The 26,204-nt window shown below is 65.1% G+C and carries 24 protein-coding genes and 1 tRNA gene; 14 read left to right on the top strand and 11 right to left on the bottom strand.

Features of this window, described 5'->3' with window-relative positions:
• Positions 1-106 precede the first annotated feature (106 nt).
• Both BCCGELA001_RS22205 and BCCGELA001_RS22200 read left to right on the top strand, forming a co-directional pair.
• Complete coding sequence (locus BCCGELA001_RS22205; protein WP_060736330.1) at positions 107-868, top strand: GntR family transcriptional regulator; 762 nt, start codon at positions 107-109, stop codon at positions 866-868.
• Positions 869-892: 24 nt separating this feature from the next.
• Positions 893-2,257, top strand: coding sequence for an MFS transporter (locus tag BCCGELA001_RS22200; protein WP_008548885.1), 1,365 nt, complete (start codon positions 893-895; stop codon positions 2,255-2,257).
• Positions 2,258-2,266: 9 nt separating this feature from the next.
• Here the strand turns inward: BCCGELA001_RS22200 and BCCGELA001_RS22195 are convergent, their stop codons facing one another.
• Genes BCCGELA001_RS22195 through BCCGELA001_RS22185 form a run of 3 tightly spaced genes read right to left on the bottom strand, consistent with a single transcriptional unit; the run spans position 2,267 to position 7,319 of the window.
• Positions 2,267-3,517 (bottom strand): arsenic transporter, encoded by a 1,251-nt coding sequence (locus tag BCCGELA001_RS22195; RefSeq protein WP_060736329.1) that lies wholly within the window; start codon positions 3,515-3,517, stop codon positions 2,267-2,269.
• Between the two features lie 26 nt (positions 3,518-3,543).
• Positions 3,544-4,845 carry an MFS transporter gene (locus BCCGELA001_RS22190; RefSeq protein ID WP_060736328.1) on the bottom strand — a complete coding sequence of 434 codons (1,302 nt, stop codon included), beginning with the start codon at positions 4,843-4,845 and terminating at the stop codon, positions 3,544-3,546.
• Entirely contained in the window at positions 4,842-7,319 is a 2,478-nt protein-coding gene (locus BCCGELA001_RS22185) for a PAS domain-containing hybrid sensor histidine kinase/response regulator (protein WP_060736327.1), read from the bottom strand. The genes BCCGELA001_RS22190 and BCCGELA001_RS22185 overlap by 4 nt, the downstream gene beginning before the upstream one ends.
• 214 nt (positions 7,320-7,533) lie before the next feature.
• Between BCCGELA001_RS22185 and BCCGELA001_RS22180 the strand changes: the two genes are divergently transcribed.
• The 4 genes from BCCGELA001_RS22180 to BCCGELA001_RS22165 all read left to right on the top strand — a co-directional run bounded on the left by BCCGELA001_RS22180 (position 7,534) and on the right by BCCGELA001_RS22165 (position 12,134).
• Positions 7,534-8,604, top strand: a complete 1,071-nt coding sequence (locus tag BCCGELA001_RS22180; RefSeq protein ID WP_060736326.1) for a zinc-binding metallopeptidase family protein — start codon at positions 7,534-7,536, stop codon at positions 8,602-8,604.
• A 185-nt stretch (positions 8,605-8,789) separates the two neighbouring features.
• Positions 8,790-10,805, top strand: a complete 2,016-nt coding sequence (locus tag BCCGELA001_RS22175; protein ID WP_008548860.1) for an acetyl-CoA carboxylase biotin carboxylase subunit — start codon at positions 8,790-8,792, stop codon at positions 10,803-10,805.
• A 166-nt stretch (positions 10,806-10,971) separates the two neighbouring features.
• Complete coding sequence (locus BCCGELA001_RS22170; RefSeq protein WP_060736325.1) at positions 10,972-11,838, top strand: isocitrate lyase/PEP mutase family protein; 867 nt, start codon at positions 10,972-10,974, stop codon at positions 11,836-11,838.
• Positions 11,835-12,134, top strand: coding sequence for an acylphosphatase (locus BCCGELA001_RS22165; protein ID WP_008548851.1), 300 nt, complete (start codon positions 11,835-11,837; stop codon positions 12,132-12,134). The genes BCCGELA001_RS22170 and BCCGELA001_RS22165 overlap by 4 nt, the downstream gene beginning before the upstream one ends.
• Positions 12,135-12,171: 37 nt before the next feature.
• Here BCCGELA001_RS22165 and BCCGELA001_RS22160 read toward each other — a convergent pair whose 3' ends face one another.
• On the bottom strand, positions 12,172-13,692 hold the full coding sequence (locus tag BCCGELA001_RS22160) for a PAS domain-containing sensor histidine kinase (protein ID WP_060736324.1): 1,521 nt from the start codon (positions 13,690-13,692) through the stop codon (positions 12,172-12,174).
• A 140-nt stretch (positions 13,693-13,832) separates the two neighbouring features.
• Here BCCGELA001_RS22160 and BCCGELA001_RS22155 point away from each other — a divergent pair, with 140 nt between their 5' ends.
• Genes BCCGELA001_RS22155 through BCCGELA001_RS22145 form a run of 3 tightly spaced genes read left to right on the top strand, consistent with a single transcriptional unit; the run spans position 13,833 to position 16,505 of the window.
• Entirely contained in the window at positions 13,833-14,390 is a 558-nt protein-coding gene (locus BCCGELA001_RS22155) for a GbsR/MarR family transcriptional regulator (RefSeq protein ID WP_008548849.1), read from the top strand.
• 16 nt (positions 14,391-14,406) lie between these two features.
• The gene (locus tag BCCGELA001_RS22150) at positions 14,407-15,072 is read left to right on the top strand and encodes a DUF4166 domain-containing protein (protein ID WP_060736323.1); all 666 of its coding nucleotides are present in this window, start codon (positions 14,407-14,409) and stop codon (positions 15,070-15,072) included.
• Positions 15,069-16,505, top strand: coding sequence for a TIGR01777 family oxidoreductase (locus BCCGELA001_RS22145; protein WP_060736322.1), 1,437 nt, complete (start codon positions 15,069-15,071; stop codon positions 16,503-16,505). The genes BCCGELA001_RS22150 and BCCGELA001_RS22145 overlap by 4 nt, the downstream gene beginning before the upstream one ends.
• Positions 16,506-16,517: 12 nt before the next feature.
• On the opposite strand, the gene BCCGELA001_RS22140 is transcribed toward BCCGELA001_RS22145, so the two are convergent.
• Complete coding sequence (locus BCCGELA001_RS22140) at positions 16,518-17,369, bottom strand: LysR family transcriptional regulator (protein ID WP_060736321.1); 852 nt, start codon at positions 17,367-17,369, stop codon at positions 16,518-16,520.
• A 111-nt stretch (positions 17,370-17,480) separates the two neighbouring features.
• Between BCCGELA001_RS22140 and BCCGELA001_RS22135 the strand changes: the two genes are divergently transcribed.
• The gene (locus BCCGELA001_RS22135) at positions 17,481-17,903 is read left to right on the top strand and encodes a tautomerase family protein (protein WP_060736320.1); all 423 of its coding nucleotides are present in this window, start codon (positions 17,481-17,483) and stop codon (positions 17,901-17,903) included.
• 74 nt (positions 17,904-17,977) lie between these two features.
• Here the strand turns inward: BCCGELA001_RS22135 and lipB are convergent, their stop codons facing one another.
• Entirely contained in the window at positions 17,978-18,715 is a 738-nt protein-coding gene (lipB, locus tag BCCGELA001_RS22130; protein WP_060736319.1) for a lipoyl(octanoyl) transferase LipB, read from the bottom strand.
• Between the two features lie 95 nt (positions 18,716-18,810).
• Here lipB and BCCGELA001_RS22125 point away from each other — a divergent pair, with 95 nt between their 5' ends.
• From BCCGELA001_RS22125 to BCCGELA001_RS22115, 3 genes are all read left to right on the top strand, one after another.
• Positions 18,811-19,053 (top strand): FliM/FliN family flagellar motor switch protein, encoded by a 243-nt coding sequence (locus tag BCCGELA001_RS22125; protein ID WP_018647371.1) that lies wholly within the window; start codon positions 18,811-18,813, stop codon positions 19,051-19,053.
• Positions 19,054-19,240: 187 nt separating this feature from the next.
• Positions 19,241-19,325, top strand: a tRNA-Leu gene (locus BCCGELA001_RS22120).
• Between the two features lie 231 nt (positions 19,326-19,556).
• A complete protein-coding gene (locus tag BCCGELA001_RS22115) occupies positions 19,557-20,165 on the top strand; it encodes a cysteine hydrolase family protein (protein ID WP_060736318.1) in 609 nt (202 codons plus the stop codon).
• A gap of 8 nt (positions 20,166-20,173) precedes the next feature.
• Here the strand turns inward: BCCGELA001_RS22115 and BCCGELA001_RS22110 are convergent, their stop codons facing one another.
• From BCCGELA001_RS22110 to BCCGELA001_RS22090, 5 genes are all read right to left on the bottom strand, one after another.
• Entirely contained in the window at positions 20,174-21,253 is a 1,080-nt protein-coding gene (locus BCCGELA001_RS22110; RefSeq protein ID WP_144441752.1) for a DUF305 domain-containing protein, read from the bottom strand.
• A gap of 92 nt (positions 21,254-21,345) precedes the next feature.
• Positions 21,346-21,525: a hypothetical protein gene (locus BCCGELA001_RS22105; protein ID WP_060736316.1), complete on the bottom strand. Its 180-nt coding sequence runs from the start codon at positions 21,523-21,525 to the stop codon at positions 21,346-21,348.
• Positions 21,526-21,632: 107 nt separating this feature from the next.
• Positions 21,633-23,237, bottom strand: coding sequence for an alpha-amylase family glycosyl hydrolase (locus BCCGELA001_RS22100; RefSeq protein WP_008548838.1), 1,605 nt, complete (start codon positions 23,235-23,237; stop codon positions 21,633-21,635).
• Positions 23,218-23,787, bottom strand: coding sequence for a hypothetical protein (locus tag BCCGELA001_RS22095; RefSeq protein WP_008548837.1), 570 nt, complete (start codon positions 23,785-23,787; stop codon positions 23,218-23,220). Before BCCGELA001_RS22095 ends, BCCGELA001_RS22100 begins: the two co-directional genes overlap by 20 nt.
• A gap of 11 nt (positions 23,788-23,798) precedes the next feature.
• A complete protein-coding gene (locus tag BCCGELA001_RS22090; protein ID WP_060736315.1) occupies positions 23,799-24,974 on the bottom strand; it encodes a zinc-dependent alcohol dehydrogenase in 1,176 nt (391 codons plus the stop codon).
• A 159-nt stretch (positions 24,975-25,133) separates the two neighbouring features.
• Here BCCGELA001_RS22090 and BCCGELA001_RS22085 point away from each other — a divergent pair, with 159 nt between their 5' ends.
• The gene (locus tag BCCGELA001_RS22085) at positions 25,134-25,916 is read left to right on the top strand and encodes an SDR family NAD(P)-dependent oxidoreductase (protein WP_060736314.1); all 783 of its coding nucleotides are present in this window, start codon (positions 25,134-25,136) and stop codon (positions 25,914-25,916) included.
• Positions 25,917-26,204: the final 288 nt, after the last annotated feature.

The following is a 26,204-nucleotide window of genomic DNA, read 5'->3' as shown; positions in this document are numbered from 1 at the left end:
CCGGCGGCACTCATACGCCCGCTTGTAATATATCACAACATGTTTTAATCCTATCAGAAGCAAGACGCCGCCGCGCGATGCGAGTGCGGATGGATGGGAGGACGACATGGCACGGCGCAAGCGCGCGCTCGCGGTGGTGAGAGACGATGGCGAAGGCAGGCCATCCCGGAGCAACCGTCTCAACTTTTTCGAGTTGGCCTATCAGAGGATCGAGGAGCTCCTCGTCCATTGCGAGCTCAAGCCCGGCCAATTCATGACCATGCAGGAATTGCAAGAGATCACCGGCTTCGGCCGCACGCCGGTGCACCATGCCGTCAATCGTCTGTCCGCCGACACGCTCATCATCATCCGTCCGCGCCACGGCCTGCACATCGCGCCGATCGATCTGGCGCGCGAGCGCATGCTGCTGGGCCTGCGCCGCGACATGGAGCGCTTCGTGATCCGACTCGCGGCCGATCGTGCCAGCCTCTCGCACCGCAATCAGGCGCTGCACATCGAGCGCCTGTTGCGCGAGCGCCGCGCCAGCCTGACCCTCGACCAATTCAACAGTATCGACCGCCGTATCGACGCGCTGGTGCTGGAGGCGGCCGGCGAGCCGTTTCTGGTGCACACGCTGCGGCCGCTTCACACGCTGTACCGGCGCATCGGCTACATCCATCACCGCTTCATGCCGGGGCAGGCCGATTTGTCAGGCACGATCGACCACCATCTCGCCATCCTCGCGGCAGTCGCCAACCGTCGCGTCGAGGAGGCCGTGAAGGCGAGCGATGCCCTGATCGACTACATGGGCGAGATGTTCACGGGGATGGAGGCGGGGATCGACCCGCGGCTGCTCGATTGCAGTATCGAGCCGCTGCTCGGCGCGTAGAGAGTTTTGAAGAGAGGACCAAGCATGACAACGATGGCGATGCCACAACCGACCGCGAGCGAAGCCGCGGTCCGCTACCTCATCACGAACTACAGTCCCAAGGGCAACAAGGTCGGCTGGCTGATGATGGCCTCGATCCTGGTCGAAGCCTGGGATCTCTATTCCATCGCCTTCGTGCTGATCTTCATCAAGGAGCAATACAATCCCGATCCCCTGATGCTGGGCCTTGCCGCCGCCGGAACGCAGGGCGGCGCCCTGATCGGCGCGTTGCTCGGCGGCTGGCTGTCCGACAAGATCGGCCGCCGCGTCATGTTCCTGGTGACGATGGTGTTGTTCATCGTGCTGGCGCTGGCGCAGGCTTTCGTGCCCAGCGTCGGCTGGCTCGTCGTGATCCGCTTCCTGCTCGGCATTCCCCTCGGCTCGGACATCTCGACCGGCTACACCTACATCATGGAATCCATGGCCAAGGGCGAGCGCGAGGTCATGGGTAATCGCTGGCAGTTCATGTTCGCGGTCGGCGAGGTCCTGACCATCGGCGTCATCGTGATCTTCCTCCTGTTCGACATCAACCACGAGATGCTGTGGCGCGTCACGCTCGGTCTCGGCGCGTTGCCCGCGCTGATCATCCTGATCATGCGCCACGATGTGCCGGAGACGGCGGTGTGGCTGGTGCAGAAGGGACGCTACCGGGAGGCCAAGCAGGTCGCGCGCGAGATGTTCAACGACAATCTCGACATGCTGCCCGACCGCGACGTGGTGGTGCCGAAGACCAGCACGCGCGCGTTCCTGGCCGACCTCAAGAAGGATCCGATCCGCTGGCGCGCCACGCTGTATGGCTGGGTCGCCTGTTTCGCGCAGGCGAGCGAGTTCTCCACCTTCGCATTCTACCTGCCAGTGCTGTTCGCAATGGTCGGCGTGTCGACGATCCTCGGCAACAATCTGGTGACGATGGCGCTGTTCTCGTTCGCGGCCGTGTCGGGCTGGGTCGGGCCGCTGCTGACGCCGAAGATCGGCCATCGCGGCATCGCGATCGCGGGCTTCTCCATCGTGCTGGTGTCGCTGCTGGTCGCCGCGTTCGCGCTCTACACCGGCAACACCATTCTGCTGCCGTTCGCTGCCGCCGGTATGCTGTGGGGCCATTATTGGGACGCGTCGAACTGCATGACGATCCCGACCATGGTCGCCCGGCCGCAATATCGCGGCACCGCCAGCGGCTTCGCCTACATGTTCGTGAAGCTGCCGTCGTTCCTGGCGATCTTCCTGTTTCCGACGCTGTTCGCCGCGATCGGGCAGGCCAATGCCACCCTGTTCGTCGCGATCTTCCCGGTGATCGGATTGCTCGCCGCGATCTTCATCCTGCCGGAAGTCTACGGCTACGAGAACGACTGAACCCGCACACTATCTGATCGCGGCGGCGAGCGCCGCGATCAGGGCGGGCGGCGTCACCAGTAGGCCGAGCTTGAGGAACGGCCAGGCGCCGACCTCGATCTTCTCGCGGCGGAGCGCGACCAGCCAGAGGATGGTGGCGAGCGAGCCGGTCACCGACAGATTGGGCCCGAGATCGACGCCGATCAGGATGGCGCTGACCACGGGTGCGGGCAGATGATCGCTGGCGGCGACCGAGCCGGCGACAAGGCCGACCGGGAGGTTGTTGGCGATGTTGTCGGCAAGCGCGGTCACAATGCCGACGCTCCAGGCGGCCTTGGTCACGGACTGCGCCACCGCCTGTTGCAGCAGCGCGCTGAGCTGCGCGATCACGCCGGTCTTCACCAGCGCTTCCACCATCACGAAGAGGCCGCCGACCAGCGGCAGCACGCTCCAGGAGACGCCCCTCAGCACGGGCAAAGGCGATTGCCGGCTGATCAGCAGCACGAGAGCGGCCGTCACCACGCCGCAAATGAAGGTCGGCAGGCCCAGTTGCCTGTCCAGCGCCGATGCCGTGACCAGCACGACACCGATCGCGACGATGCCTATTGCCGTGAGCTTGCCGCCGCGTCCGAGCTTCGGGTGCGGCACCTTGCGCGCAATCGTTTCCTCCTTCAGCGCCCGGTGCTGGGTCAGGCGCAGCACGACATAGGTCAGCACGATCGAGGCCGCCGAGGGCAGGGCGAACAGGCGCAGCCATTCGCTGAGTGCGGGCATGCGCGCGCCGAACACGACCAGATTGGCCGGGTTGGAGATCGGCAGCACGAAGCTCGCGGCATTTGCAATGAAGGCGCAGACGAACAGGTAGGGCAGAGGCTTGGCGCCGGCTGCGCGCGTCGCGGCATAGACCGCCGGCGTCAGCACGATCGCGGTGGCATCGTTGGAGAGCAGCACCGTCACGAGCGTGCCGACGAGATAGACCAGCAGGAACAGCCGCTGCGGCGAGCCGCGCGCATATTCCACCGCGAGCGCGGCGAGATAATCGAACAAGCCTTCGAGCCGCGCCAGCTCGGCGATCAGCATCATGCCGATCAGGAAGAGATAGACGTCGACGCCTTTTTCGATGCCCGTGAGCGCATCCTGCCACGACAAAAAGCCGAGCAGCACGAGAGAACCAGCGCCGAGGACGGCCCAGATTGCTTCAGGCAGGGACCACGGGCGGATGATGACGCCCGAGGTCGCGGCTGCGACAATGCTCCAGGCCCAGATGGCTTCAGACGGCACGGTTCAGGTCTCGGAATGGGATGGGTTCACTCGGCAGCGATAGCCGATGCGGACGCTGCTGTCTTCCCCTGGCGGCGCGGATCGCCATCTTCGTTTTGACGCGTCTCGGGAAGGGCGATCAGGCCGATGACCGCGCCGATCGCCGCTACGGCACCGAGCGTGATGAAGGCTGTGCTGTAACCGGCGCCGACCACGATGAGTCCTGCCAGTGTCGTCGACAGCGCCGCGCCGATGCTCTGGGCGGTGATGACCGCACCCTGCGCGACGTTGAAGCGGCCGGTGTTGCGCATGATGTCGGCGACGATGACGGGAAAGATGGCCCCGAAAATGCCGGCACCGACGCCATCGAGAAGCTGCACGCCGACCAGCCAGAACGGATTGTCGGAGAGGGTATAGAGCGCGCCGCGGATCGGCAGGATCAGCAATGCGGCCAGGAAGAACCGCTTGTGCCCCCAGCTGTCGGCCCGTGCGCCGACCAGCATTGCGAACGGCACCATCACGACTTGCGCGGCGACGATGCAGGCCGACATCAGGCTGGTGCCGATGTTCTTGTCCTGGAGCGCGAGCTTTTGCCCGACCAGCGGCAGCATGGCGGCATTGGAAAGGTGGAAGAGCAGCACGCAGATCGCGAAGACGAGCAGGGGTCGGCAGGTCAGAAGCACGCCAAGGCCCGAGGGTTGCTCGCGTTGGATGTCGCCATCGGCATCGTGCAGCCCGCGCGCGAGATCGTGATCGATCGCCTGTTGGGGAATCGCCAGGATGCTGACGAGGCTCGCGACCGCCATGGCACTTAGAAGGTAGAACACGACGGTCGGGCCGAACCAATAGGCGGAGAGGCCGGCAATGGCCGCCGCGACGGCGTTGCCGGCGTGGTTGAAAGTCTCGTTGCGGCCGATGCGGCGGGTGAATGCGGCATGGCCGAAGATGCCGAGCGAGACGGCGGCGATCGCCGGCGGAAAGACAACGGCGGCGGCCTGCGCGATTCCTTGCGAGATTGCGACCGGCAGGAAGCTCGGAAACAGCGGCAATGAGAGCGAGGCGAGCGTCACCAGAACCGCAGAAACGACCATCACGAGCCGCTTCGCCCGCGTGGCGTCGACCAGCGCTCCGGCCGGCGTCTGCGCCACGATCCCCGCGATGGTCGCGATGGACATCACGATGCCGATGCGGGCCTCGTTCCAGTGCTGCTCGGTGAGAAGATAGATGGCCAGATAGGGGCCGAGCCCGTCGCGGACGTCGGCGAGGAAGAAGTTGGCTGCATCCAGCGCGCGGCCCGCCTGCCTTGTCTGAGGCGCGCTTGTCCGGGACGACGGCGGAGGAGGATTCACCTTGCGACCGCCAGCTTCTCCGTGATCGCCTTGCGCAGGATGCGGGACAGCGATTCCACCGAATACGGCTTTTGGATCAGCTCGAAGCCGCGATGGGCGTTCTCGGCGAGCACGTTGCTGTAGCCGCTGGTGAGCACGACCGGCAGGCCCGGATAGCGCTCGCGGATGATGCCGGCGAGCTCGACGCCGTTCATACCGGGCATGATGACGTCGGAGAATACCAGGTCGACGGCGAACTCGTTCTCGCCGAGGATGGTCAGCGCTGCATGGGCGTTGGCGACGCGGCGGACGACATAGCCGAGATCCTCCAGGAGCTCGGTGGAGAAGCGGCCGACCTCGTCGTCGTCCTCGACCACGAGGACGCGATAGCCGCGCCCGGTCGTCGCGGCCTCGTGAGTCAGCGCTGCAACTTCCTTGGCGGTCGCGGGACTTTGCGCTTGCGGCAGGTAGATGGTGAATGTGGCACCCTGGCCTCGGGCGCTCGTCACCGCGATGTCGCCCTCGGACTGTTTAGCGAAGCCGAACGCCTGGCTGAGGCCGAGCCCCGTGCCCTTGCCGACTTCCTTGGTGGTGAAGAACGGCTCGAAGATCGACTCGAGATGTTCCGGCGCGATGCCGCTGCCGGTGTCGGTGACCGAGATGGCGACGTAGTCGCCACTACGCGCCGACTGGGCGCGCAGGCTCGGAATACCCTGGATCTTGCGCACCGCGATGACGAGACGGCCTTCGCCATTCATGGCATCGCGGGCGTTGACGGCGAGGTTGATCAGGGCAGTCTCGAACTGGGCGATATCGGCGACGGTGAAGCAGTCGGCATCCTCGATCCCGACGACGATCTCGATGCGGCCGCCGACCAGCGGCTGGACCAATTGCGCGACGCCCTCGACCTGGCTGCCGACATTGAAGATCTGCGGCTTGAGCGGCTGCCGCCGCGCGAATGCCAGAAGCTGCGCGGTCAGCTTGGAGGCGCGCTCGACCGTCTCGGAGATGGCGTCGACATAGCGACGGCGGCGCTCCTCCGGCAGCTCGCGGCGGCGCAGGAAGTCGGTTGCCGAGCGGATGATGGTGAGCAGATTGTTGAAATCGTGCGCGACACCGCCGGTGAGTTGGCCGATCGCCTCCATCTTCTGCGACTGCCGCAGCGCTTCCTCGCCGCGACGGCGTTCGGTGATGTCGACGGCCTCGGGCACGGCTCCGGTGATGTGGCCGTGGCGGTCGAGCACGGGGCGCATGCCGAAGTCGAAATCGCGCTCGCCGATGGGGAGGCGCAGCCGCATCTCCAGCCGCACCGCTTCGCCCTTGAGCACGGTGTCGAAGGCCTCGCGCACCAGCGCGCCCATGCCGTCCGTTGCGCTGAACCAGGGAGTCTCCCACAACGGCTTGCCGATTACGTCCGAAGAGCTCGCGTTGATGCCGGCCAGCGCCGTCTTGTTGGCGTAGACCAGCTCGCCCCTGAGATTGACGAGGCCTTGATACTGGTTGCTGGTCTCCAAGATCGCGCGCAGCCGCGCCTCGTTGGCTTCGAGCTCGGCGGTGCGCTGGGCGATGCGTTCCTCCAGCGTCTCGTTGAGCTGCCGGAGCTCGATCTCGGCCTGCTTGGCGACCGTGATGTCGTGCGCGACGCCGATGAAGCCGATGTGCTTGCCGGTTGGATCCCAGCGCGGCTGCGATTCCGAGCGCAGCCAGCGCCATTCGCCGCTGGCGTTCTTGTAGCGCGCTTCCAGCACGAACGGCTTCAGCGAGGCTTCGCCCTGAACGGATTGCTGGAGCACATGCGGCAGATCGTCCGGGTGCAGGACCTTGCGCCAGTCGAAGTCGATGGCCTCATCATAGGGCAGGCCGACGAAATCGACATAGGCCTGGTTGGCGAAAGAGCGCTTGCGATCGAGCTTGGTCACCCAGATCGGCACCGGCGCGCTGTCGGCGATCAGCCGGAAGCGCTCCTCGCTCTCGCGCAGCGTCTCGCGCGCGAGGGCCTGGTCGGTCATGTCGATATGGGCGCCGACGAGCCGGATGGCGCGGCCGTCCTTGTCCCGCTCGATCTTGGCGACGACGCGGATCCAGCGGGTCTCGCCGTCATTGGGGCGGATGATGCGGTATTCGGCGGTGTAGTCTTCGCTCGTTCCGGCGAGAGCATCGAAGAAATGCCTGACGGTCGCATCGCGATCCTCGGGATGGATGCGATTGACCCAGTCCTCGTGCGACTCGTCGGCAGCCTCGGGCGGCAGGCCATGGATCATCAGATATTCGGGCGAGCGGCGGTTCTTGAAGCCTTCGCGGAAGTCGACCTCGACGCCGCCGACCTTGCCGATGCGTTGGATGCGCGCGAGCTCGGCCTCGCGCTCCTGAAGCGCGCGATAAGCGTTATCACGCTCGCGCGCGACGTCTTCGAGGTGTTGGCGCAGCCTTTCGGCGGCAATGGTTTCGGGCAAGGGATCGTTCAAGGCATCGGCCGTTGTCATGCGGTTGCGCACGCGCCGGACCGATATTCACACAGACGGAGCGTGATGGCCATCGATTAGAAGGAAGCGCTTGTCGGGAAAGGAAGCTTGCCCGGGGAAATTCCGCCCGAGCCAACGTCCGGTCTGGCAATTTGTTCCGGAGACTGGAACGATCGGCGAGCGGACGCGTCTTCGCGAGACGCCACGATTGTCTTTGCTAAGCGCCCCTTTCCGAAGAGGATAAATCTTGAAGTTGTTTGTCTGCCAAGCCTGCGGCAACGTTCTGTATTTCGAGAATCGCGCCTGCGAACGCTGCGGCCATCGGGTCGCCTTCCTCCCCGAGAAGGAGACGATGTCGGCGATCGAGCCCGACGGGGAGGGCTGGACGACGCTGGCCGACAAGGGCAGGCGCCGCATGCTCTGTCGCAACGCCGAGTACGACGCCTGCAACTGGCTGACGGATGCGGCCGACGGCACGGGCTATTGCCGTGCCTGCCGCCACAACGGCATCGTGCCGGACCTGTCCGACCCGGCCCAACTCGCCGGCTGGCGCGAGCTGGAGGTGGCGAAACACCGGCTGTTCTATTCCCTGATCCGCTGGAAGCTGCCGCTCCAGACCCGGCAGGAGAACGCGGAGCATGGGTTGATCTTCAATTTCCTCGCCGACGACCCGCACAGCGGAGAGAAGGTCATGACCGGCCACGACAACGGCCTGATCACGATCGCGCTCACCGAGGCCGACGACATCGAGCGCGAGCGGCGCAGACTCGAGATGGGCGAGCCCTACCGCACGCTGCTCGGTCATTTCCGCCACGAGGTCGGACATTATTTCTGGGACGCGCTGGTGCGCGACGGTGGCAAGCTGGAGGAATGCCGCGCCGTCTTCGGCGACGATTCCGCCGATTACGGCCAAGCCCTGCAGCGCCATTATGCCGAGGGGCCGCCGCCGGATTGGCAGCAGACTTACGTCTCGGCCTACGCCACCACGCACCCCTGGGAAGACTTTGCCGAGACCTGGGCGCACTATCTCCACATCGTCGACACGCTGGAGATGGCTGCCGAGTTCGGCATGGAGGTCCGTCCCAAGGTCGACCGCGACGGGGAGTTGACGGCACGCATCCGTTTCAATCCCTATGAGACCAGGAACGTCCAGGCGCTTATCGACGCATGGCTGCCCTTCACCTTCGCCATGAACAGCGTCAACCGCGCCATGGGCCTGCGTGACCTCTATCCCTTCATCCTGTCGCCGGCCGTGATCGCCAAATTGGGCTTTGTTCATAGCCTCGTTCGGGACGTCGCCAAGCCCGGTAAGCCATAGGCGGCCCCAAGGCCCGCTGCCCCCTTTCTAAGCCGGCTTCGGTCTTGCGCTGGTACGCCAGAACGGGGCGGATTTAGACCGTTGCCTCCGGCCCATTTTGATGTACCACGGGAGCCACACGGCCCGTCCCAAAGGCCCCAACGGCCAGGGAAGGGTCCCGCCCAAGGTCGAGACTCAAGAAAAGCATGTTCAAACGCATTCTGATCGCCAATCGCGGCGAAATCGCCTGCCGGGTCATTAAGACCGCTCGCCGCATGGGAATTCAGACCGTCGCAGTCTATTCCGAAGCCGACCGCGATGCCCTCCATGTGGAGATGGCCGACGAGGCCGTGCTGATCGGCCCTCCCGCCGCGGCCGAGAGCTATCTGGTGATCGAGAAGATCGTCGAGGCCTGCCGCAAGACGGGCGCCGAGGCCGTGCATCCCGGCTACGGCTTCCTGTCAGAGCGCGAGGCGTTTCCGCGCGCGCTGGAGGCGGCCGGCATCGTCTTCATCGGCCCCAATCCGGGCGCGATCGCGGCGATGGGCGACAAGATCGAATCCAAGAAGGCAGCGGCCAAGGCCAAGGTCTCGACCGTGCCGGGCCACCTCGGCGTCATCGAGGATGACAAGCACGCGGTCCGCATCGCCGACGAGATCGGCTATCCCGTCATGATCAAGGCCTCGGCCGGCGGCGGCGGCAAGGGCATGCGCATCGCCCATTCCAAGGCCGAGGTCGCCGAAGGCTTCAACCTCGCCAAGGCCGAGGCCAAGGCCTCGTTCGGCGATGACCGCGTCTTCGTCGAGAAGTTCATCGTCGATCCCCGCCATATCGAGATCCAGGTGCTCGGGGACAAGCACGGCAACGTGATCTATCTCGGCGAGCGCGAATGCTCGATCCAGCGCCGCAACCAGAAGGTCATCGAAGAGGCGCCGTCGCCGCTGCTCGATGAGGAAACGCGCCGCAAGATGGGCGAGCAGGCCGTCGCGCTGGCCAAGGCCGTGAACTACGATTCCGCCGGTACCGTCGAGTTCGTCGCAGGGCAGGACAAGAGCTTTTACTTCCTGGAGATGAACACCCGTCTTCAGGTCGAGCATCCCGTGACCGAGCTCGTCACCGGCATCGATCTCGTCGAGCAGATGATCCGGGTGGCCGCCGGCGAGAAGCTTGCCATCAGCCAGAAGGACGTCACGCTGACGGGCTGGGCGGTGGAGTCGCGCCTCTATGCGGAAGATCCCTTCCGCAACTTCCTGCCCTCGATCGGGCGCCTGGTGAAATATCGCCCGCCGGCGGAAGCCAGCCAGGACGGCATCACCATCCGCAACGACACCGGCGTGCAGGAGGGCGGCGAGATCTCGATCCATTACGATCCGATGATTGCAAAGCTGGTCACGCATGCGCCGTCGCGCGCCGCCGCGATCGAGGCGCAGGCGACTGCGCTCGACTCGTTCTACGTTGACGGTATCAGGCACAACATCCCGTTCCTGTCCGCGCTGATGCATCATCCGCGCTGGCGCGAGGGCCGGCTCTCGACCGGCTTCATCGCCGAGGAATTCCCCAAGGGCTTTGCGGTGCGCGTGCCCGAGGGTGAGATCGCTCGGCGGATCGCCGCGGTCGGCGCTGCAATCGATCACGTGCTCGGCGAACGCAAGCGGCAGATTTCGGGCCAGATGGGCGGCCGAATCGTGCAGCGCGAGCGCCGCCGCGCGGTCTGGCTCGACCGGCAGGAGATCCTGCTCGAGGTCGCACGCGAGGGCGAGGCGATCGCGATCCGCTTCATCGATGCCGACGGCAAGGCCGGCAATGCGCATCTGTTGCAGTCGCCATGGAAGCCGGGCGACCCGGTCTGGCAGGGCACCATCGACGGCCATTTCGTCGCCGTGCAAACCCGCCCCATCGCGAACGGCATCCGTCTCGCCCATCAGGGCGTCGAGGTGCCAGTCTATGTCTGGACCGAGGCGGAAGCGGCCTCGGCCCGCTTGATGCCGGTGACGACGGCCTCCGACACGGGCAAGAAGCTGCTTTGCCCGATGCCCGGCCTCGTGGTCTCGATCGCGGTCAGCGAGGGGCAGGAGGTCAAGGCCGGCGAGACCCTTGCGGTGGTCGAAGCCATGAAGATGCAGAACGTGCTGCGCGCCGAGCAGGACGGCACGGTGAAGAAGATCCACGCCAGCGCCGGCGCGACGCTCGCGGTGGACGCGCTGATTTTGGAGTTTGCGTAAAGGTGTGAGTGGGGCGGGCTTTCTGCCCGCAACCACCGTCATTGCGAGGAGCTCTTCGCGACGAAGCAATCCAAGTCTGTCTCTGCGGATGCATTTCTGGATTGCGTCGCTTCGCTCGCAATGACGGAGTATGCTGAGGCCTCCGTGACCTAACTGAGACAGCACCATGGCCTTTCGTTCCCGCCGCGAGAAACTTCGCTCCATCCTGTCGGGCGAAACTTGCGTCCATCCCGGCTCGGTCTACGACGCCATCTCGATCCGCATTGCCGAGGATCTCGGCTTTCCGCTCGGCATGTTCGGGGGATCGGTGGCCTCGCTGGCCGTGCTCGGCGATCCCGATGTCACGCTGATCACGCTCACCGAGCTTGCCGAGCAGATGCGCCGGATGTCGCGCGCCTCGGCGCTTCCGGTCCTGGTCGATGCCGATCACGGCTATGGCAATGCGCTGAACGTGCGGCGCACGGTGCAGGAGCTGGAGACGGCGGGGGCCGCCGGCCTCACCATCGAGGACACGCTGCTGCCGGCGGCGTTCGGCGAGACGAAGGTGCAGCTGATCACGCTCGAGGAAGGCGTCGGCAAGATGAAGGCGGCGCTCGATGCCCGCAACGATCCCTCGCTGGTCGTCATGGGGCGTACGGGTGCTGCCGCGACCACTTCGGTCGAGGATGCGATCCGCCGTGCGCAGGCCTATGAGGCGACCGGTGTCGATGCGCTGTTCTTCACCGGCATCAAGTCGCGCGCGGAGCTCGAGGCCATCACATCCGCCACCCGCCTTCCAATCGTGCTCGGCGGCGCGCCGGACGAACTGAACGCGCTCGACTATCTCAGGACTCAACGCGTGCGCATCGCGCTCCAGGGCCATGCGCCGATCGCGGCTGCAATCCAGGCCGTCTATGAGACTCAGAAAGCGCTGCGTGAAGGCACGGCGCCGAAAGCGCTGAAGGGATTGGCATCGGCGGAGCTGACGAACCGCGTCATGCGCGAGACCGACGTGAGGGCGCGTAGCGCCGATTTTCTCGGGCTGAAGACATGAGCCGGGCGATCCTCCAGGTCATGATCCGCGGCCGCGTGCAGGGTGTCGGCTACCGCGCCTGGGTCGAATACCAGGCGACCGCGAGCAGCCTCGAAGGCTGGGTCCGCAACCGCCGCGACGGCAGCGTCGAAGCGCTGTTCGCAGGCCCGCCGAACCATGTTGCCGACATGGTCGCACTGTGCCGCCACGGCCCGCCGTCCTCGCGTGTCGACAGCGTGACGAGCGAGACGGCGAGTGTCGATGAGCTGAACTTGCGCCGGACCGGGGAAGCGTTCTCGGTGTTGCCGACGGTCTAGCTACGCCGTAGCGGGTGAGGGGTGAACTGAAGAGCCATCACCTTGGCAGCTTGGCGATGGCTTCGCTGAGCTCGTGGATCTCGTAGGGTTTGCGCAGGATCGGGAAATCGCCGCGCACGCCGGCGGCGACCTCGCTGTAGCCGGTGGCGAGCAGGATGGGCAGGCCGGGGCGGATCTGGCGCAGGTGCTGGGCGAGGCTGAGCCCGTCCATCTTGCCGGGCATGACGATGTCCGAGAACACGAAGTCGACGCCGTTCTTCTCGATCTCGAGCAACGCGGCCTCGGCATCGGCCACGCGGCGCACGCTGTAGCCGAGCTGTTCCAAGAGGCCGACGCTCACGGATGCGACGTCGGGATTGTCTTCGACCAGCAGTACCGTGCCGCTGCCGCGGAACGACGCCTCTCCGGCCGTCTCGCGCGCCGGCGCCTTGTCGGCGCGCGGCAGGAGGATGGTGAAGGTGGTCCCCTTGCCGAGCTCGCTGGCGACCTTGATCGTGCCGCCGGCCTGATGGGCAAAGCCATGCACCTGGGAGAGGCCGAGGCCGGTGCCTTTTCCGATCGGCTTGGTGGTGAAGAACGGCTCGAAGATCTTGTCGAGGACGTCACCGGGAATACCGAGACCGGTATCGGCGACATCGATCGCAACGAAGTCACCGGCGAGGGGAGCCTCATCGAGCATGATGTTGCGCGCGCCGATCGTCACCGTGCCGCCGTCGGGCATCGCGTCGCGGGCATTGATGACGAGGTTGAGTAGCGCGGTCTCGAGTTCGGAGACGTCGGTTCTGACCGGCCAGAGGTCGCCGCTGATGTCGAAGGCGAGGCGCACGGAGCTGCCGACGCCGGCATCGAGCACCTCGCGGATCGCCGTGATGCGCTCGGCGAAGTCGATCGCCTGCGGGTTGACGCTCTGCCGCCGCGCGAAGGTGAGGAGCTGGTTGGTCAACGCCGCGCCGCGCTTGGTGGCGGTGTCGATGGCCGAGATCGCGCGCTGAAGCTTGGCCTCGTCGTTGCCTCCTCGCTTCAGCATGTGGAGGCTGCCGCTGATGATCATCAGCAGATTGTTGAAGTCATGGGCGACCCCGCCGGTGAGCTGGCCGAGCGCATCGAACTTCTGGGATTCGGCGAGCTGCTTCTGCATCGCCTCGAGCTTGAGCTGCGTGTTGCGGCGTTCGGTGATGTCGCGCGTGATCTTGGCGAAGCCGACCAGCTGGCCGTCCTCGTAGATCGGATCGATGACCACGCTCGCCCAGAAGAACGTGCCGTCCTTGCGGACCCGCCAGCCTTCCTCCTCGTAGCGGCCCTTTTCGCGGGCAATGCCGAGGGCCCGTGCGGGCTTTCCGTTGGCGCGGTCGGTCTCGGTGTAGAAGCGGGAGAAGTGCTGGCCGAGGATCTCCCCGGGCGAATAGCCCTTGATGCGCTCGCCGCCGATGTTCCAGCTCGTGATGGTCCCGGTGGGATCGAGCATGTAGAGGGCGTAGTCCGCAACCCCTTCAACCAACAGCCGGAAACTGCGTTCGCTCTCGAACAAGTCTCTCTGCTGACTGGACTTTTTAACCATTCCGGACCCCGCCTCGACGGGAGCAAACGCTGGAGACGACGGATAGTTCCCCGTCTGGGGACATTTTTGGGCAATCGCATGTCGCTCGCAACTCGGCCGCCGCACTTGACATGACGGCGGTATCGTCAGATATTTCTGTTATGACAGAAATAACCGGAAGAAAGAAACTACCCGCCGCGATCGAACGCTTCATTCTGCATTGGGGCGACATGGGGGACGAGTGGGGCGTCAACCGCTCGGTCAGCCAGATCCACGGGCTGCTCTATCTGGCCGAAGCGCCGATGACGGCTGAGGACATCGCCGACACGCTCGGCATGGCGCGCTCCAATGTCTCGAACTCGCTGAAGGAGTTGATTGCCTGGAATCTGATCCGGCGCGTGCCGATCCTCGGTGACCGCCGCGACCACTACGAAGCCGAGACCGACATCTGGGAGGTCGCGGCCAGGATCGCGGCGCGCCGCAAGGAACGGGAGATCGATCCGGCGATCACGGCGCTTCGTGCTTGCGTGGCCGATGCTACCGACGATCCCACCATCAGTCCGGTCGCGAGCAAGCGGCTGAAGGAGATGCTCGCCTTCACCGAGCTCGCCGACCACTGGTTCATGCAGATGCTGAAGGTGCCGCGGCCGCGGTTGGTCGCCTTGATGCGGCTTGGCGAGAAGATCGCCAACCTGTTGCCGCTGGGCAAGGCCAAATAGCGTCAAGGAGGGTGCGATGACGTCGGCTCGAATATCAGGCTTCAGCGCATCGACCTCCACGCACACAAAACTCTTCGACGATCGCCGCTTTCGCGCGCTACTGTCGGACGAGGATTGGGGGCGCCTGCCGCTCGCGACCTGGCGGCGCTTTTCCAAGCGGGTCGCCGACGGCGACAGCGTCGTCTATGTCGGAATCGTCGACGAGGTCGCATTCAGCAATCTCGGCTGGTGGTTTGCGCAAGCAGCAAGGCTGATCGGCGGGCCGCTGCCGACCGGTCGCGACATCGGCGTGCCGATGATCGTGACTGTTACCGAGGACGGCGCGACTGGCGGCCAGACCTGGACGCGGATCTGCGCGCGCAAACGCGGCTTTCCTCAAGTCATCCATTCGGCAAAACGCTTCGCGGGCCCGACCGGACTCGAGGAATATGTTGGCTGCGGCGTCTCGATGGCGCTGCATATCGCGGTCGAAGGCGAGACGCTGACCTTCCGCAGCGCCGGTTATGGCTTGCAGCTCGGACGCCTCTGGATCCCGTTGCCGCCCTGGCTCACGCCGGGCGATCTCACGGTGACCCATCGCGACCTCGGCGAGGGCGCCTTCCGCTTCACCCTCGATGTCATTCATCCGCGTTACGGCGCGCTGATCCATCAGTCCGCCTTGTTCAGGGAGGCCGTGTCATGACGCCGCTGCTATGGACGCTCATCGCCATTCAGATCGGGATGGGCGTGTTCGACACCTTCTATCATCATGAATTCACCGAGCGCCTGGCCTGGCGTCCGTCGCAGCGCTTCGAGCTGAAGCTGCACGGCATCCGCAACATGCTCTATGCGCTGCTGTTCCTCGTCCTCGGCTGGCTAGAGGTTTACGGCGTGCTGGCGCTCCTAATCGTCGCGGTGCTGGTCGCCGAGATCGTCATCACGCTGATGGATTTCGTCGAGGAGGATCTGAGCCGCAAGCTGCCCCCGAGCGAGCGGATCAATCACACGCTGCTCGCGATCAATTACGGCGCCATCCTGGTGCTGCTGCTGCCGGTGCTGATCGGATGGGCGATGAAGCCCTTTGGCGCGACCATCGTCTATCAAGGCCTGCTCAGCATCGCCGCGACCGCCTGTGCGATTGGCGCTGCGCTGTGCGGCCTCAGGGACTTTGCGGCGATGCGCCGGCTCGGCCGCATGCGCAGTATCGCCGCGACCGGGCTCGTCGAGAAGCTCGCCAGTCGAAAGACCGTGCTGATCACTGGGGCCACCGGCTTCATCGGCAGCCGCCTGGCGGCGAGCCTCAGCGGGGCAGGGCACGACGTCATCGCGCTCATCCGCAATCCGGCGAAAGCCGAGATGCTGCCGCCGCCCGTGACGCTGATCACCAGCCTCGATCAGCTCGCCGCGGACACGCAGATCGGTGCCATCGTCAACCTCGCCGGTGAGCCGATCGGCAACGGCTTGTGGACCGAGGAAAAGCGCGCAAGGATCATCGGCTCACGCATCGACATGACCGGCGAGGTCGTGAAACTGATCGCACGGCTGGACCGCAAGCCCGAGGTGCTCGTCAGTGGCTCCGCGATCGGCTGGTATGGATTGTGGGCCGACCAGGTGCTGACGGAATCGGCGAAATCGCATGCCTGCTTCAGCCATGAGCTGTGTGCAGCCTGGGAGAAGGCGGCGCGGCCGGCGGAGGAGCTCGGTGTCCGCGTGGTCTATTTGCGCATCGGTCTCGTGCTCGGCACGGAGGGCGGCTTCATCACGCGCATGCTGACGCCGTTCGAGTTTGGGCTCGGCGGCCCTCTCGGCACCGGGCGGCAGTGGATGTCCTGGATCGAGCGCGACGATCTGATCCGGCTGATCGCCTATGTGATGGCAACGCCCGATCTCAGCGGTCCCGTCAACGCCACCGCGCCGATTCCCGTGACCAACGCAAAATTCACCGAGGAGCTCGGCCGCTGCCTGCATCGGCCCGCGATATTCCGCATTCCCGGCAGCTTGTTGCGCCGGATCGGCGGCGGCTTTGCCGATGAGCTCCTGCTCGGCGGCCAGCGCGTGCTGCCGAACAAGGCGCTGAGCCGCGGCTTCGTGTTCAGGCACGAGACATTGCGTAGCGCGTTCGAGGCGATCTTGTGAGGTAAGGGGCCGTCAAGCCACTCCGCTTCGGAACGTTGCCGCCACTGCACGCAGCGCCGCAAGCTTGGCGGGATCGCTGACCTTCGAATGCAGCATCACTTTGGAGCTGCCGAGTTTCGGCAGCTTGTGGGCAGGGCCGATGTCGACCAAGCCCGGAGGTGCGATCCGCCGCGCCAACGGCGCGATTGCAAGTCCGGCCAGCGCTGCCGCCACCACGGCCGTGACGCCGCCGCCGACGAAGCGCTCGCGCCAGGCGAGGCCGGCCTTGTCGAGCGCGCGCACGGCTACGGCGCGGACGCCGCAGGGCGGGGCGAGCGTCGCGAGCGGCAATGCTTCACCCTTCGGCAGCGTGAAGCGTCGCGCTGCGAACCAACCGAATTCGTCTTCAGTCAGCTTCTCGCCGCCGCGGCGGCTGCCTTCCTGGCGAACGATCACCGCATCGAGGTCACCAGCATCATAGGCGTCCTGCATTTCGCGCGAGAAGCCGATGGTGACGGCGAGGGTCAGGTTCGAGGCCATCGCATGCAGACGTTCGAGCAGGGGCACCAGCTCCGGGCCAGCAGCGTGATCGGAGATGCCGAGCGAGAGCGACTGGGCGGCCGGCGCGTCGCCCGACAGCGCGAGATCGTGTGCCGTCATCAGCGCGCGGGCGCGATCGAGGAACGCGGCCCCATCGGCGGTGAGGCGGACCGCGCGCGGCGAGCGCTCGACGAGGCGCTTCTCCAGCAATGTCTCCAGCCGCTGCAGCTTGAGACTGACGGCAGCCTGCGTCGCCCCGAGCGCTTCGGCGGCTCGGGTGAAACTCTGGAGGTCGGCGACCAGCAGGAATGCCTGGACGGTGGTGATGTCGAGCGTTGCTGTCATTATGAATCATTATCACTGGTATCAAGAGAGATAAGATACCAAAATGACGGCTGGAGGTCTAGTTTCTTCCCAACGCCGCACGCATTGCGCGGCATATCGAGGAGAACGACAATGCCCCTGATCACCGTGTCCTACACCACCTCCCGCCAGTCCGCCTCGCTGAAGGCCGACATCGCGAATGCCGTGTCCGAGCTCACCGCAAAAATCCTGCACAAGGACCCAAAGGTCACCGCCATCATCGTGAAGTCGGTCGAGGCTGGCGACTGGTTCGCCGGCGGCCAGTCGCTCGCCGAGCAGCAACTTGCGAGCTACTGGATCGACATCCACGTCACCGAAGGCACCAATACCAAGGATGAGAAGGCAGCCTATCTCGCCGCCATGTTCAAGCGCATGGCCGAGATCCTCGGTCCCTTGCATCCCGAGACCTATCTGCATGTCGACGAGGTCAAGGGCGACGCCTACGGCTTTGGCGGCCTGACCCAGGAGCGGCGCTACATCGCCGGCAAGCTCGAGGTTGCGCCGAAGGCGGCGTGATGTTGCAGGCCGCGGGTGCAATTCACCCGCGGCCTAAATCGGTGGCAAGGCTCGCTCCGAACGGCGCCGAAATGTCAGACCGCAGCTTCCGGCAACAGCGCGCGGGTCGGCCCGAACAGCTCCTCGAACGCCTGCCGGAGCGCGATATCGACGTCGGCCATGGTGACGAGCTGGCCGAGATCGACCAGCGAGGTGACGCCGTAGCGGGGATCGACGACGCCGCAGGGCACGATGCCGGCGAAATGCGACAGCTCCGGCTCGACATTGATGGCGATGCCGTGGAACGAGACCCAGCGCTTCAGGCGGACGCCGATCGCCGCGATCTTGTCCTCGTGATCGGCGCCCTTGTCGAGCCGCTTCACCCACACGCCGACCCGGTCTTCGCGCCGTTCGCCGCGGACGTTGAAGGCGGCCAGCGTGCGCAGGATCAGCTCCTCCAGGCTCGCGACATAGGCCCGCACGTCCGGCCGGCGGCGCTTGAGGTCCAGCATGACATAGACCACCCGCTGGCCGGGGCCGTGATAGGTCAGCTGCCCGCCGCGCCCGGTCGCAAAGGTCGGGAATCGGGCATCGAGCAGGTCCGATTCCTTGCCCGAGGTGCCTGATGTGTAGAGCGGGGGGTGTTCCAGCAGCCAGACCAGCTCCGGGGCGTCGCCCGCAGCGATCGCCGCGACGCGGGCCTCCATGGCGGCGACGGCCTCCGGATAGGGCACCGGCGCGTCGGAGATTCGCCACTCGACGGGCTCGCCGCCCGCGGCGGAAAACGACGTCAAATCGAGGTCTTGGCGGGGGTTTTGAGGCGAATTAACCATTGGCTAACCATAACGTGGTGATCATCACGGGAGCAAATGCCAAGTCTCTTGGTTCAATCTCTTGGCTAAGTCCCTTAGTTGCGGCGGTCCTGACAGTGCCCACTCTCGATAAAGTCACCGTGGATCTCATGGTCGTCCTCGGGACGACCACCATGCCGATCCATCAAGTATTACGTCTTTCCCGCGGCGCCATCATCGAGCTGGACGCAACGGAGGCCGACGAGGTCAAGGTTTTGGCCAACAATCTGCCGGTCGCCTCAGGCGTCGTGCTGGTCGACCGCAACCGCATCGCGGTCGAGGTCAAGCAGATGCTGCCGCGCTCGCCGGGTACGCGGTAGCGACCCGGGTACGCGGTTGCAGCCCGGGCAAGACCTGAGCTCCCGATAGGGCCGATCCGGGCGGGTGTGATTTCCTGCCAAGCTTGTGGAATTCGGGGTCTTTGCAGGCTTGTATCCCCCTGATGGATTTGTTAGATCGGCGGCCGCTGATCCGGCCAGCCTTCAAGCCTCAGGCCGGCATCTCCTAGCGCTCGTGGCGGAACTGGTAGACGCGCTGCCTTGAGGTGGCAGTGGGTAACACCGTGGGGGTTCGAGTCCCTCCGAGCGCACCAAGCCTTATAGGCATTGAAATCCCTCAGTTTTTTATCTCGCTTGGAACGGGCCAGCCGTGTTCGGTCCTGACCGCGCGCGACGTTCTCTTCCCGGCGCGAAATGGCCTCCGATTCGAGGCGCCCCTGGTCCGACGATGGCTTGATGAGGAACGGCCATCGCCGGGACGCATTGCAGTCGGGGAGGCCGCCTGTGGCTGACCGCGGGCGGTTCAAGCAGTTGGATGGAGGACGATGAGAGACAGCGCGTCGGATGTTGCCGAGATCAGGAATGCGGTTCACCTCTGCATCGACATGCAGAACATTTTTGCTCCCGGCGGACTCTGGGCGACGCCCTGGATGGAGCGGGTGCTGCCGACCATCGCGACGATCGTGTCCTGCCATCCCATCAGAACGATCTTCACGCGCTTCATCACCCCGCAGGATCCGGAAGACCGTCCAGGCCAGTGGCAGCATTATTTCCAGCGCTGGCAACAGGCGACGCGCAGGCAGCTTGCGCCCGCCGCACTCGAATTGGTGCCGGCCCTGAACAAGTTCGTTCCTCCGGCGGCTGTGATCGACAAGCCGGCGTATTCTGCGTTCAGCAATCCCGCACTTGCGAGCCTGCTGATTGAGAAGAAGGTCGGCACGGTTGTGATCTCAGGCGCAGAGACCGATGTCTGCGTACTCTCGACGGTGCTGAGCGCGGTCGACCTCGGCTTCAGGATCGTCATCGTCGAGGACGCACTGTGCAGCTCGTCCGATGTCGGGCACGATGCGCTTATGACGATGTACCGCACCCGCTTTCACGGCCAGGTCGATCTCGTGACCGCCGAGGAGCTGGAGGAGTTCTGGCGCGAATAGCCGATCGATCAGTTGACGTTGTCGCTCAGCATGTTGCGGACCGCGGCGCGGACCGCGGCAACGCCGCTAACACCTTGCATGAGGGCGATCTCGCCCTGCTGCTCATGACGAATGGCGTGAGCCATGACGCGCAAACGCAGATCGCCGCGGCCGCGCCACATGCCGTCGGCCATCTTGACCGCACCCTTGTGATGGCGCGTCATCGCGTCGACGAAGGCGGCGTCGAACCGCTCCGGTGCGATGGTTCTGATCTGCCGCATCTCGGCTGGCGTCAGCATGCCCGGCATGGTCGCGCGCTCCTCGGTGCTGCAATCCGGCATCTCGGTGTCGAACCAGCTCAGCCACCAGTTCTCGAAGATCCGGTTCTCGCCGGTCTGGCTCGCAATCATCAGCATCGCGAGCTTTCGAAGGTGCGGATCCTGCGCGCGCTCCGCACCGATGCGCGCCAGCTCGAGGCCCTGAACGTGATGCGCGGTCATTTGGCGGATATAGGTCTGGTCGGCATCCCGGTCGTGGCCCAGCCACCGCGGTTCATAACCGCGGTTGCCGAACAATGCGACGGTTCCGGCCAGCGCGATGGCGGCGAGCGCGCCGGTGATCCATGCATTGGTGAAACGGATGTCCCGCGCCGGTGCGGCGCCGCGCCTCCAGCGCAGCCTCGTGAACAGTGGATACATCACGGCGGATGAGGCGTGCACGAGCAGTCCGATCCAGTAGGGCTGCTGCAGCGTGAACAGCGGTTGCCAGAACGGAAACAGCGGCACCAGCACGAACCATTCGATGCTCGAGGTGAACACCGCCCAGGGCAGCGCGAGCAGCAGGATCGTCAGCGCCCGCAGATCGGCGGTCCAGCGCCCGAGCACGCCGAAGAAGACCAGCGCCCAGGAAAAATCGGCCCATTGGTGGAAGGCGATGCCGGCAAGCGTCGCGCTCCACGACGGCTCGGCGCTGATGGCCCAATCGCGCGCGGGAATGGCGGCGACCGTCATCCAGTCGACCGCCGCATCGCGGCCGATGCGCGCGGCGAAGAGCTGACTGACGATGGTGGAGAAGGTGCTGCTGATCAGGCCGAGCGCGGCTGCGGCCATCCAGCGCGAGCGTCGCCGGGGCTTGGCTGGTGGGGCGGCGCCGTTGTCGGTGCGCGGGCCAGCATCGGGAAGCGCGGCGCGCGCGCCATCGCTCACGTGAGCTGATTGAGCTTCTTCAGCGGGTTGAGCTCGCTGGGCTTGTCCTGCTCCTCGCGGCCGCGCTCCGCCTCGGCCTTGCCGTCATCGTGAAGCTCCTGGTCGCCGACAATCTCGCCGACGGCCTGCTTCGCCTTGCCGACGATCCGCTGGCGTAATCCCTTCGTCTTGCTCATGGTCAGTCTCCATGCCGACGCTGTGACCCCGACGCCTGGAAGGGGCGAGCGCCGGGGCGCGGTTTGGTGGATGAGACTCCGTCGGGCGCCGATGGTTCCTTCCGCAATTACCGAGGCTCTAGCACAATGATCACGCCTTCGTTGCCGCGCAGCAGGAGGGTCGCGTCGGGCAGCGGCTCTGGCGTTCGGTCGAGATGTGTGGACATCAGCAGGCGGCCGCGCCCTTGCCAGTGCCATTTCCGCGGTTCAGCCGCGATGTTCAGCGCAATCAGCATCTCGCCGCCGCGGCCAATCCGCTTGTAGGCGAGAACGTCATGCTGCGATCGCAGCGGCTCGTACCCGCCCTCGCGCAAACACGCATGCTCGCGCCGCAGCGCCATCAGCGCGCGAAACAGCGCCAGGATCGAGCGCTCATCACGCCGTTGTTCGGCGACGTTGGCCGCTCCATCGGGCGGCTCCAGCGGCAGCCATGGGTCGCCCTTGGTGAAGCCGCCATTATCGCTGTCGTCCCAGCGCATCGGTGCGCGCTCGGGATCGCGGCAGAGGCCATAGCCCGGCACGAGCTTCTCGAAGGGATCGCGGACGCGGTCAGAGGGAATAGGAACGCGCTTGCGACCGATCTCGTCGCCCATGAAGAAGAACGGCGTTCCCCGCAGCGTCATCAGCAGCATCGCCAAGATGCGCATCTGCGCCTCGCCGATCTTGCTCGCGATCCGCTGCTTGTCGTGGCCGCCGATCACCCAGACCGGCCAGGCGCGTTCGGGAATGGCGTTGAAATATGCATCGATCGTCGCCTGCAGCGACAGCGCATCCCATTGCGAGTCGAGCAGGGCGAAATTGAGCGGCAAATGCAGGCGCGGCCGGTCGTTGCCGTAGAAGTGTCCGATGCGATCGGTCTTGCCCTGGACCTCGCCGCACAGCATCCGGCCGGGATAGCTGTCGATCACCTCGCGGATGAACTCGATGCAGTGCATCGTCTCCGGCCGGTCATCGGTGAAGACGGGCGTGTGGCGTTGCGGCGGCGGCTTGCCTTCGGCTTGCGGGTTCGGCGGATTGTCGCGCAGCAGCGCGTCCTTGATCAGGACCGCGCTGGCATCGACGCGGAAGCCGTCGACGCCGCGGTCGAGCCAGAAGCGCATGGTATCGGCGATCGCGGCGCGCACGGCCGGATTGCGCCAGTTGAGATCGGGCTGCTCGACCAGGAAGGAATGATAGTAATATTGCCGCCGCGCCTCGCACCATTCCCAGGCGCTGCCGCCAAAGCGGCTCAACCAATTGTTGGGCGGGCCACCGTTCTCGGCCGCATCGGCCCAGATGTACCAGTCGGCCTTGGCGCTGTTGGGCGAGCTCGCGCTCTCGACGAACCAAGCGTGATCGTCGGCGGTGTGGTTGGGAACGAGGTCGAGGATGAGGCGGATGTCTGATCGATGCAGCGCTTCGAGCAGGCGATCGAACGCATCGAGGCTGCCGAAGGCAGGATCGATGGAGCAATAGTCGGAGATGTCGTAGCCGAGATCGCGGAACGGGCTCTTGTAGATCGGCGTCAGCCACACCGCGTCGATGCCGAGCCATTTCAGGTAATCGATGCGCGACATCAGCCCAGCAAGGTCTCCCTTGCCGTCGCCGTTGGAGTCCTGGAAGGAGATCAGCGCGATTTCGTAGATGACGGCGGATTGCCACCACGCAGCTTCGTCACGGGACTCGACGCTCATCGTTTTGCTTCACCTCGTTGCTCGTTGCGTGCGCTGCGATCTGCCTTGCCGCGGCCCGGGCGCTCTCGATCCCCTTGGGAAAGCCGCTGCGGGTCGGATAGAGCTTGCGTCGGGCATCGCGCGGCGGACGCCGCGGCTTCGTGTCCTGCGCGGCGCGATAGTCGAGCATGGCGATGCCGCCGACCATCAGCAGCGCCAGCGCGATATTGCCTTTCTTGGGGTTGTCGGCCGTCAACCCCGAGAGCAGCGCGGCGGCATCGAGGCCGTCGCCGCCGACGCGGGCCCACAGGCCGGCATTCTTCTCGACCGAGAGCGACATGATCCCGGCCATGATCTCGCGCACGCCGAAGGTGCGGACCAGCGTCTCGCGGCCTTCCATGCCCAGCGTCTCCGTGACGCGTCGCGGCGCGAACAGCTCGACCATGCCGAGACCGATGCTGAACCAGCCCAGCCCACGTGCGAGCTGGTCTTCCGGCCGCTTCAGGCTCGGCCCGCCCTCGACGATTTTCGGATCACCCTTGGTGCGCACGATGTTGGAGAAATGAAACATAGCTTGCTCCTTCAGGGCCTCAGCACGACCTTGACGCAGGAATCGCGCTTGTCGCGAAACACCTGGTACATTTCGGGTCCCTGCTCGAGCGGGACGGTGTGGGTGATGACGAAGGACGGATCGATCTCGCCTTCCTCGATACGGCGGAGCAAATCGTCGGTCCAGCGATTGACGTGGGTCTGGCCCGTGCGCATCGTCAGGCCCTTGTTCATGAAGGCGCCCATCGGCAGCATGTCGGAGAGGCCGCTATAGACGCCGGGCACGGAGATGATGCCGCCGGGCCGGCAGACATAGATCATCTCGCGTAGCACATGCGGCCGGTCGCTTTCCAGCATCACCATCTGCTTGGCGCGGTCGAGCAGCGTGTCGGGCAGCGAGGCCATCACGTGCGCCTCCATGCCGACGCAATCGATGCACTTCTCGGGTCCCTTGCCGTCGGTCAGCTCCTTCAGCCGTTCGAGCACGCTCTCAGTCTCGAAATTGATCGTTGTGGCGCCGCCGGCTTCCGCCATGCTGAGCCGCTCGGGCAGGCAGTCGATCGCGATCACCTGGTTGGCGCCGAGCAGGATGGCGCTGCGGATCGCCATCTGTCCGACGGGCCCGCAGCCCCAGATCGCGACCGTGTCGGTCGGCTCGATGTCGCATTGCACGGCGGCCTGCCAGCCGGTCGGGAAGATGTCGCTGAGGAACAGCAACTGCTCGTCGGGAATCCCGGGAGGCACCTTGATGTGCGTCGCATCGGCATAGGGCACGCGCAGATATTCGGCCTGGCCGCCGGGATAGCCGCCGGTCAGATGCGTGTAGCCGAACAGGCCGGCGGTCGTGTGCCCAAACACCTTGTCTGCGAGATGCCGCTTGCGGTTGGTGGTCTCACACACGGAAAAGTTGCCGCGCTTGCACTGGTCGCATTCGCCGCAAATGATCGTGAAGGGTACGACCACGCGGTCGCCCTTCTTCAGCTTGCCATTGACGCCGGAGCCGACCTCGACCACTTCGCCCATGGTCTCGTGGCCCATGATGTCACCGGGCAGCATGCCCGGGATGAAGTTATGAAAGAGGTGGAGGTCGGATCCGCAGATGGCGCAGCTGGTGACCTTGATGATGGCATCGCGGGGATCCTGGATTTCAGGATCGGTGACGGTGTCGCACCTGATGTCCTCCTTGCCGTGCCAAACCAGCGCCTTCATCTTCGTCCTCCGGGCTCAACCACGTGCCATCTAAGTCCAGGAATGAACGATGGTTGCTATCGGCGCGCGCAAATTCTTCGCACTGCACCGGATGGCGATTAGGAACGAGAGAGCAGGGCAGCGATTGGGCGTCATCATCTCAATCGCGAGGATACAACCATGCCCGCCAATCAGCTCGCCGTCGTCACCGGTGCTTCCACCGGCATCGGCCTGGAACTCGCACGCTGCTGCGCCCAGGCAGGTTTCAACCTCGTCATCGCGGCCGACGAGCCGCAAATCGAGAGGGTGGCGGTCGATCTGCGCCGAATCGGCGTCAGCGTTGAGGCGGTCGAGGCCGATCTTGCCACCACTGAAGGCGTCGACAAGCTCTGCGCCGCGGTCGGCGACCGGCCGATCGAGGCGCTGCTCGCCAATGCCGGCATCGGCCTCGGCAAGGCGTTTCTCGATCAGGATTTCCAGCGCATCCGGCATCTCGTCGACACCAACATCACCGGCACGCTCTATCTGATCCATCGCGCCGGCAACGAGATGCTCCGCCGCAATGCGGGCCGCATCCTGATCACGGGCTCGATCGCCGGCTTCACGCCCGGCAGTTTCCAGGCCGTGTACAATGCCTCGAAGGCTTTCCTCGATTCATTCTCGTTCGCGCTCCGAGAGGAGCTGCGCGACAGCGGCGTCACCGTCACCTGCCTGATGCCGGGCGCGACCGAGACCGAATTCTTCCGCCGCGCCGACATGATGGACACCAAGGTCGGCACCGAACCGAAAGATGGCGCATATGACGTCGCCAAGGCCGGCTTCGATGCGATGATGCGCGGGGAGGCCGACATCGTCACCGGGCTGAAGAACAAGATCCAGACCACGGTCGCAAACGTCACCCCGAACGAGATGCTGGCCAAGCAGCATCGTAAGATGGCCGAGCCGGGCACCGCAAGATCGTGAAGCGATCTCGTTGCAATCTGCATGATCGAATACGTCTCAATGCGGCGAAATGACAGAATGCGGATACCGATTCACATAGCCTAATGCGCAGCGCCCCCGAGACGGCCAAATTGTATCGGCTGGAAACAATACGGGGGCTGAAATGGCGATGGATCGCATCGAACAGGCCTTTATCGCGACCGCGATCACGGGTTTCCTCGTGATGATGGTGGCAATCGTCTGGATGATGGTGAGCTGACGCGGGGAGGCTAGCCTTGCGCGTCGCGCTACCTTACGCCGCAGTTCTCC

The organism is Bradyrhizobium sp. CCGE-LA001, assembly GCF_000296215.2.
Classification (GTDB): domain Bacteria; phylum Pseudomonadota; class Alphaproteobacteria; order Rhizobiales; family Xanthobacteraceae; genus Bradyrhizobium.
This window is presented reverse-complemented; position numbering and strand designations above follow the sequence as displayed.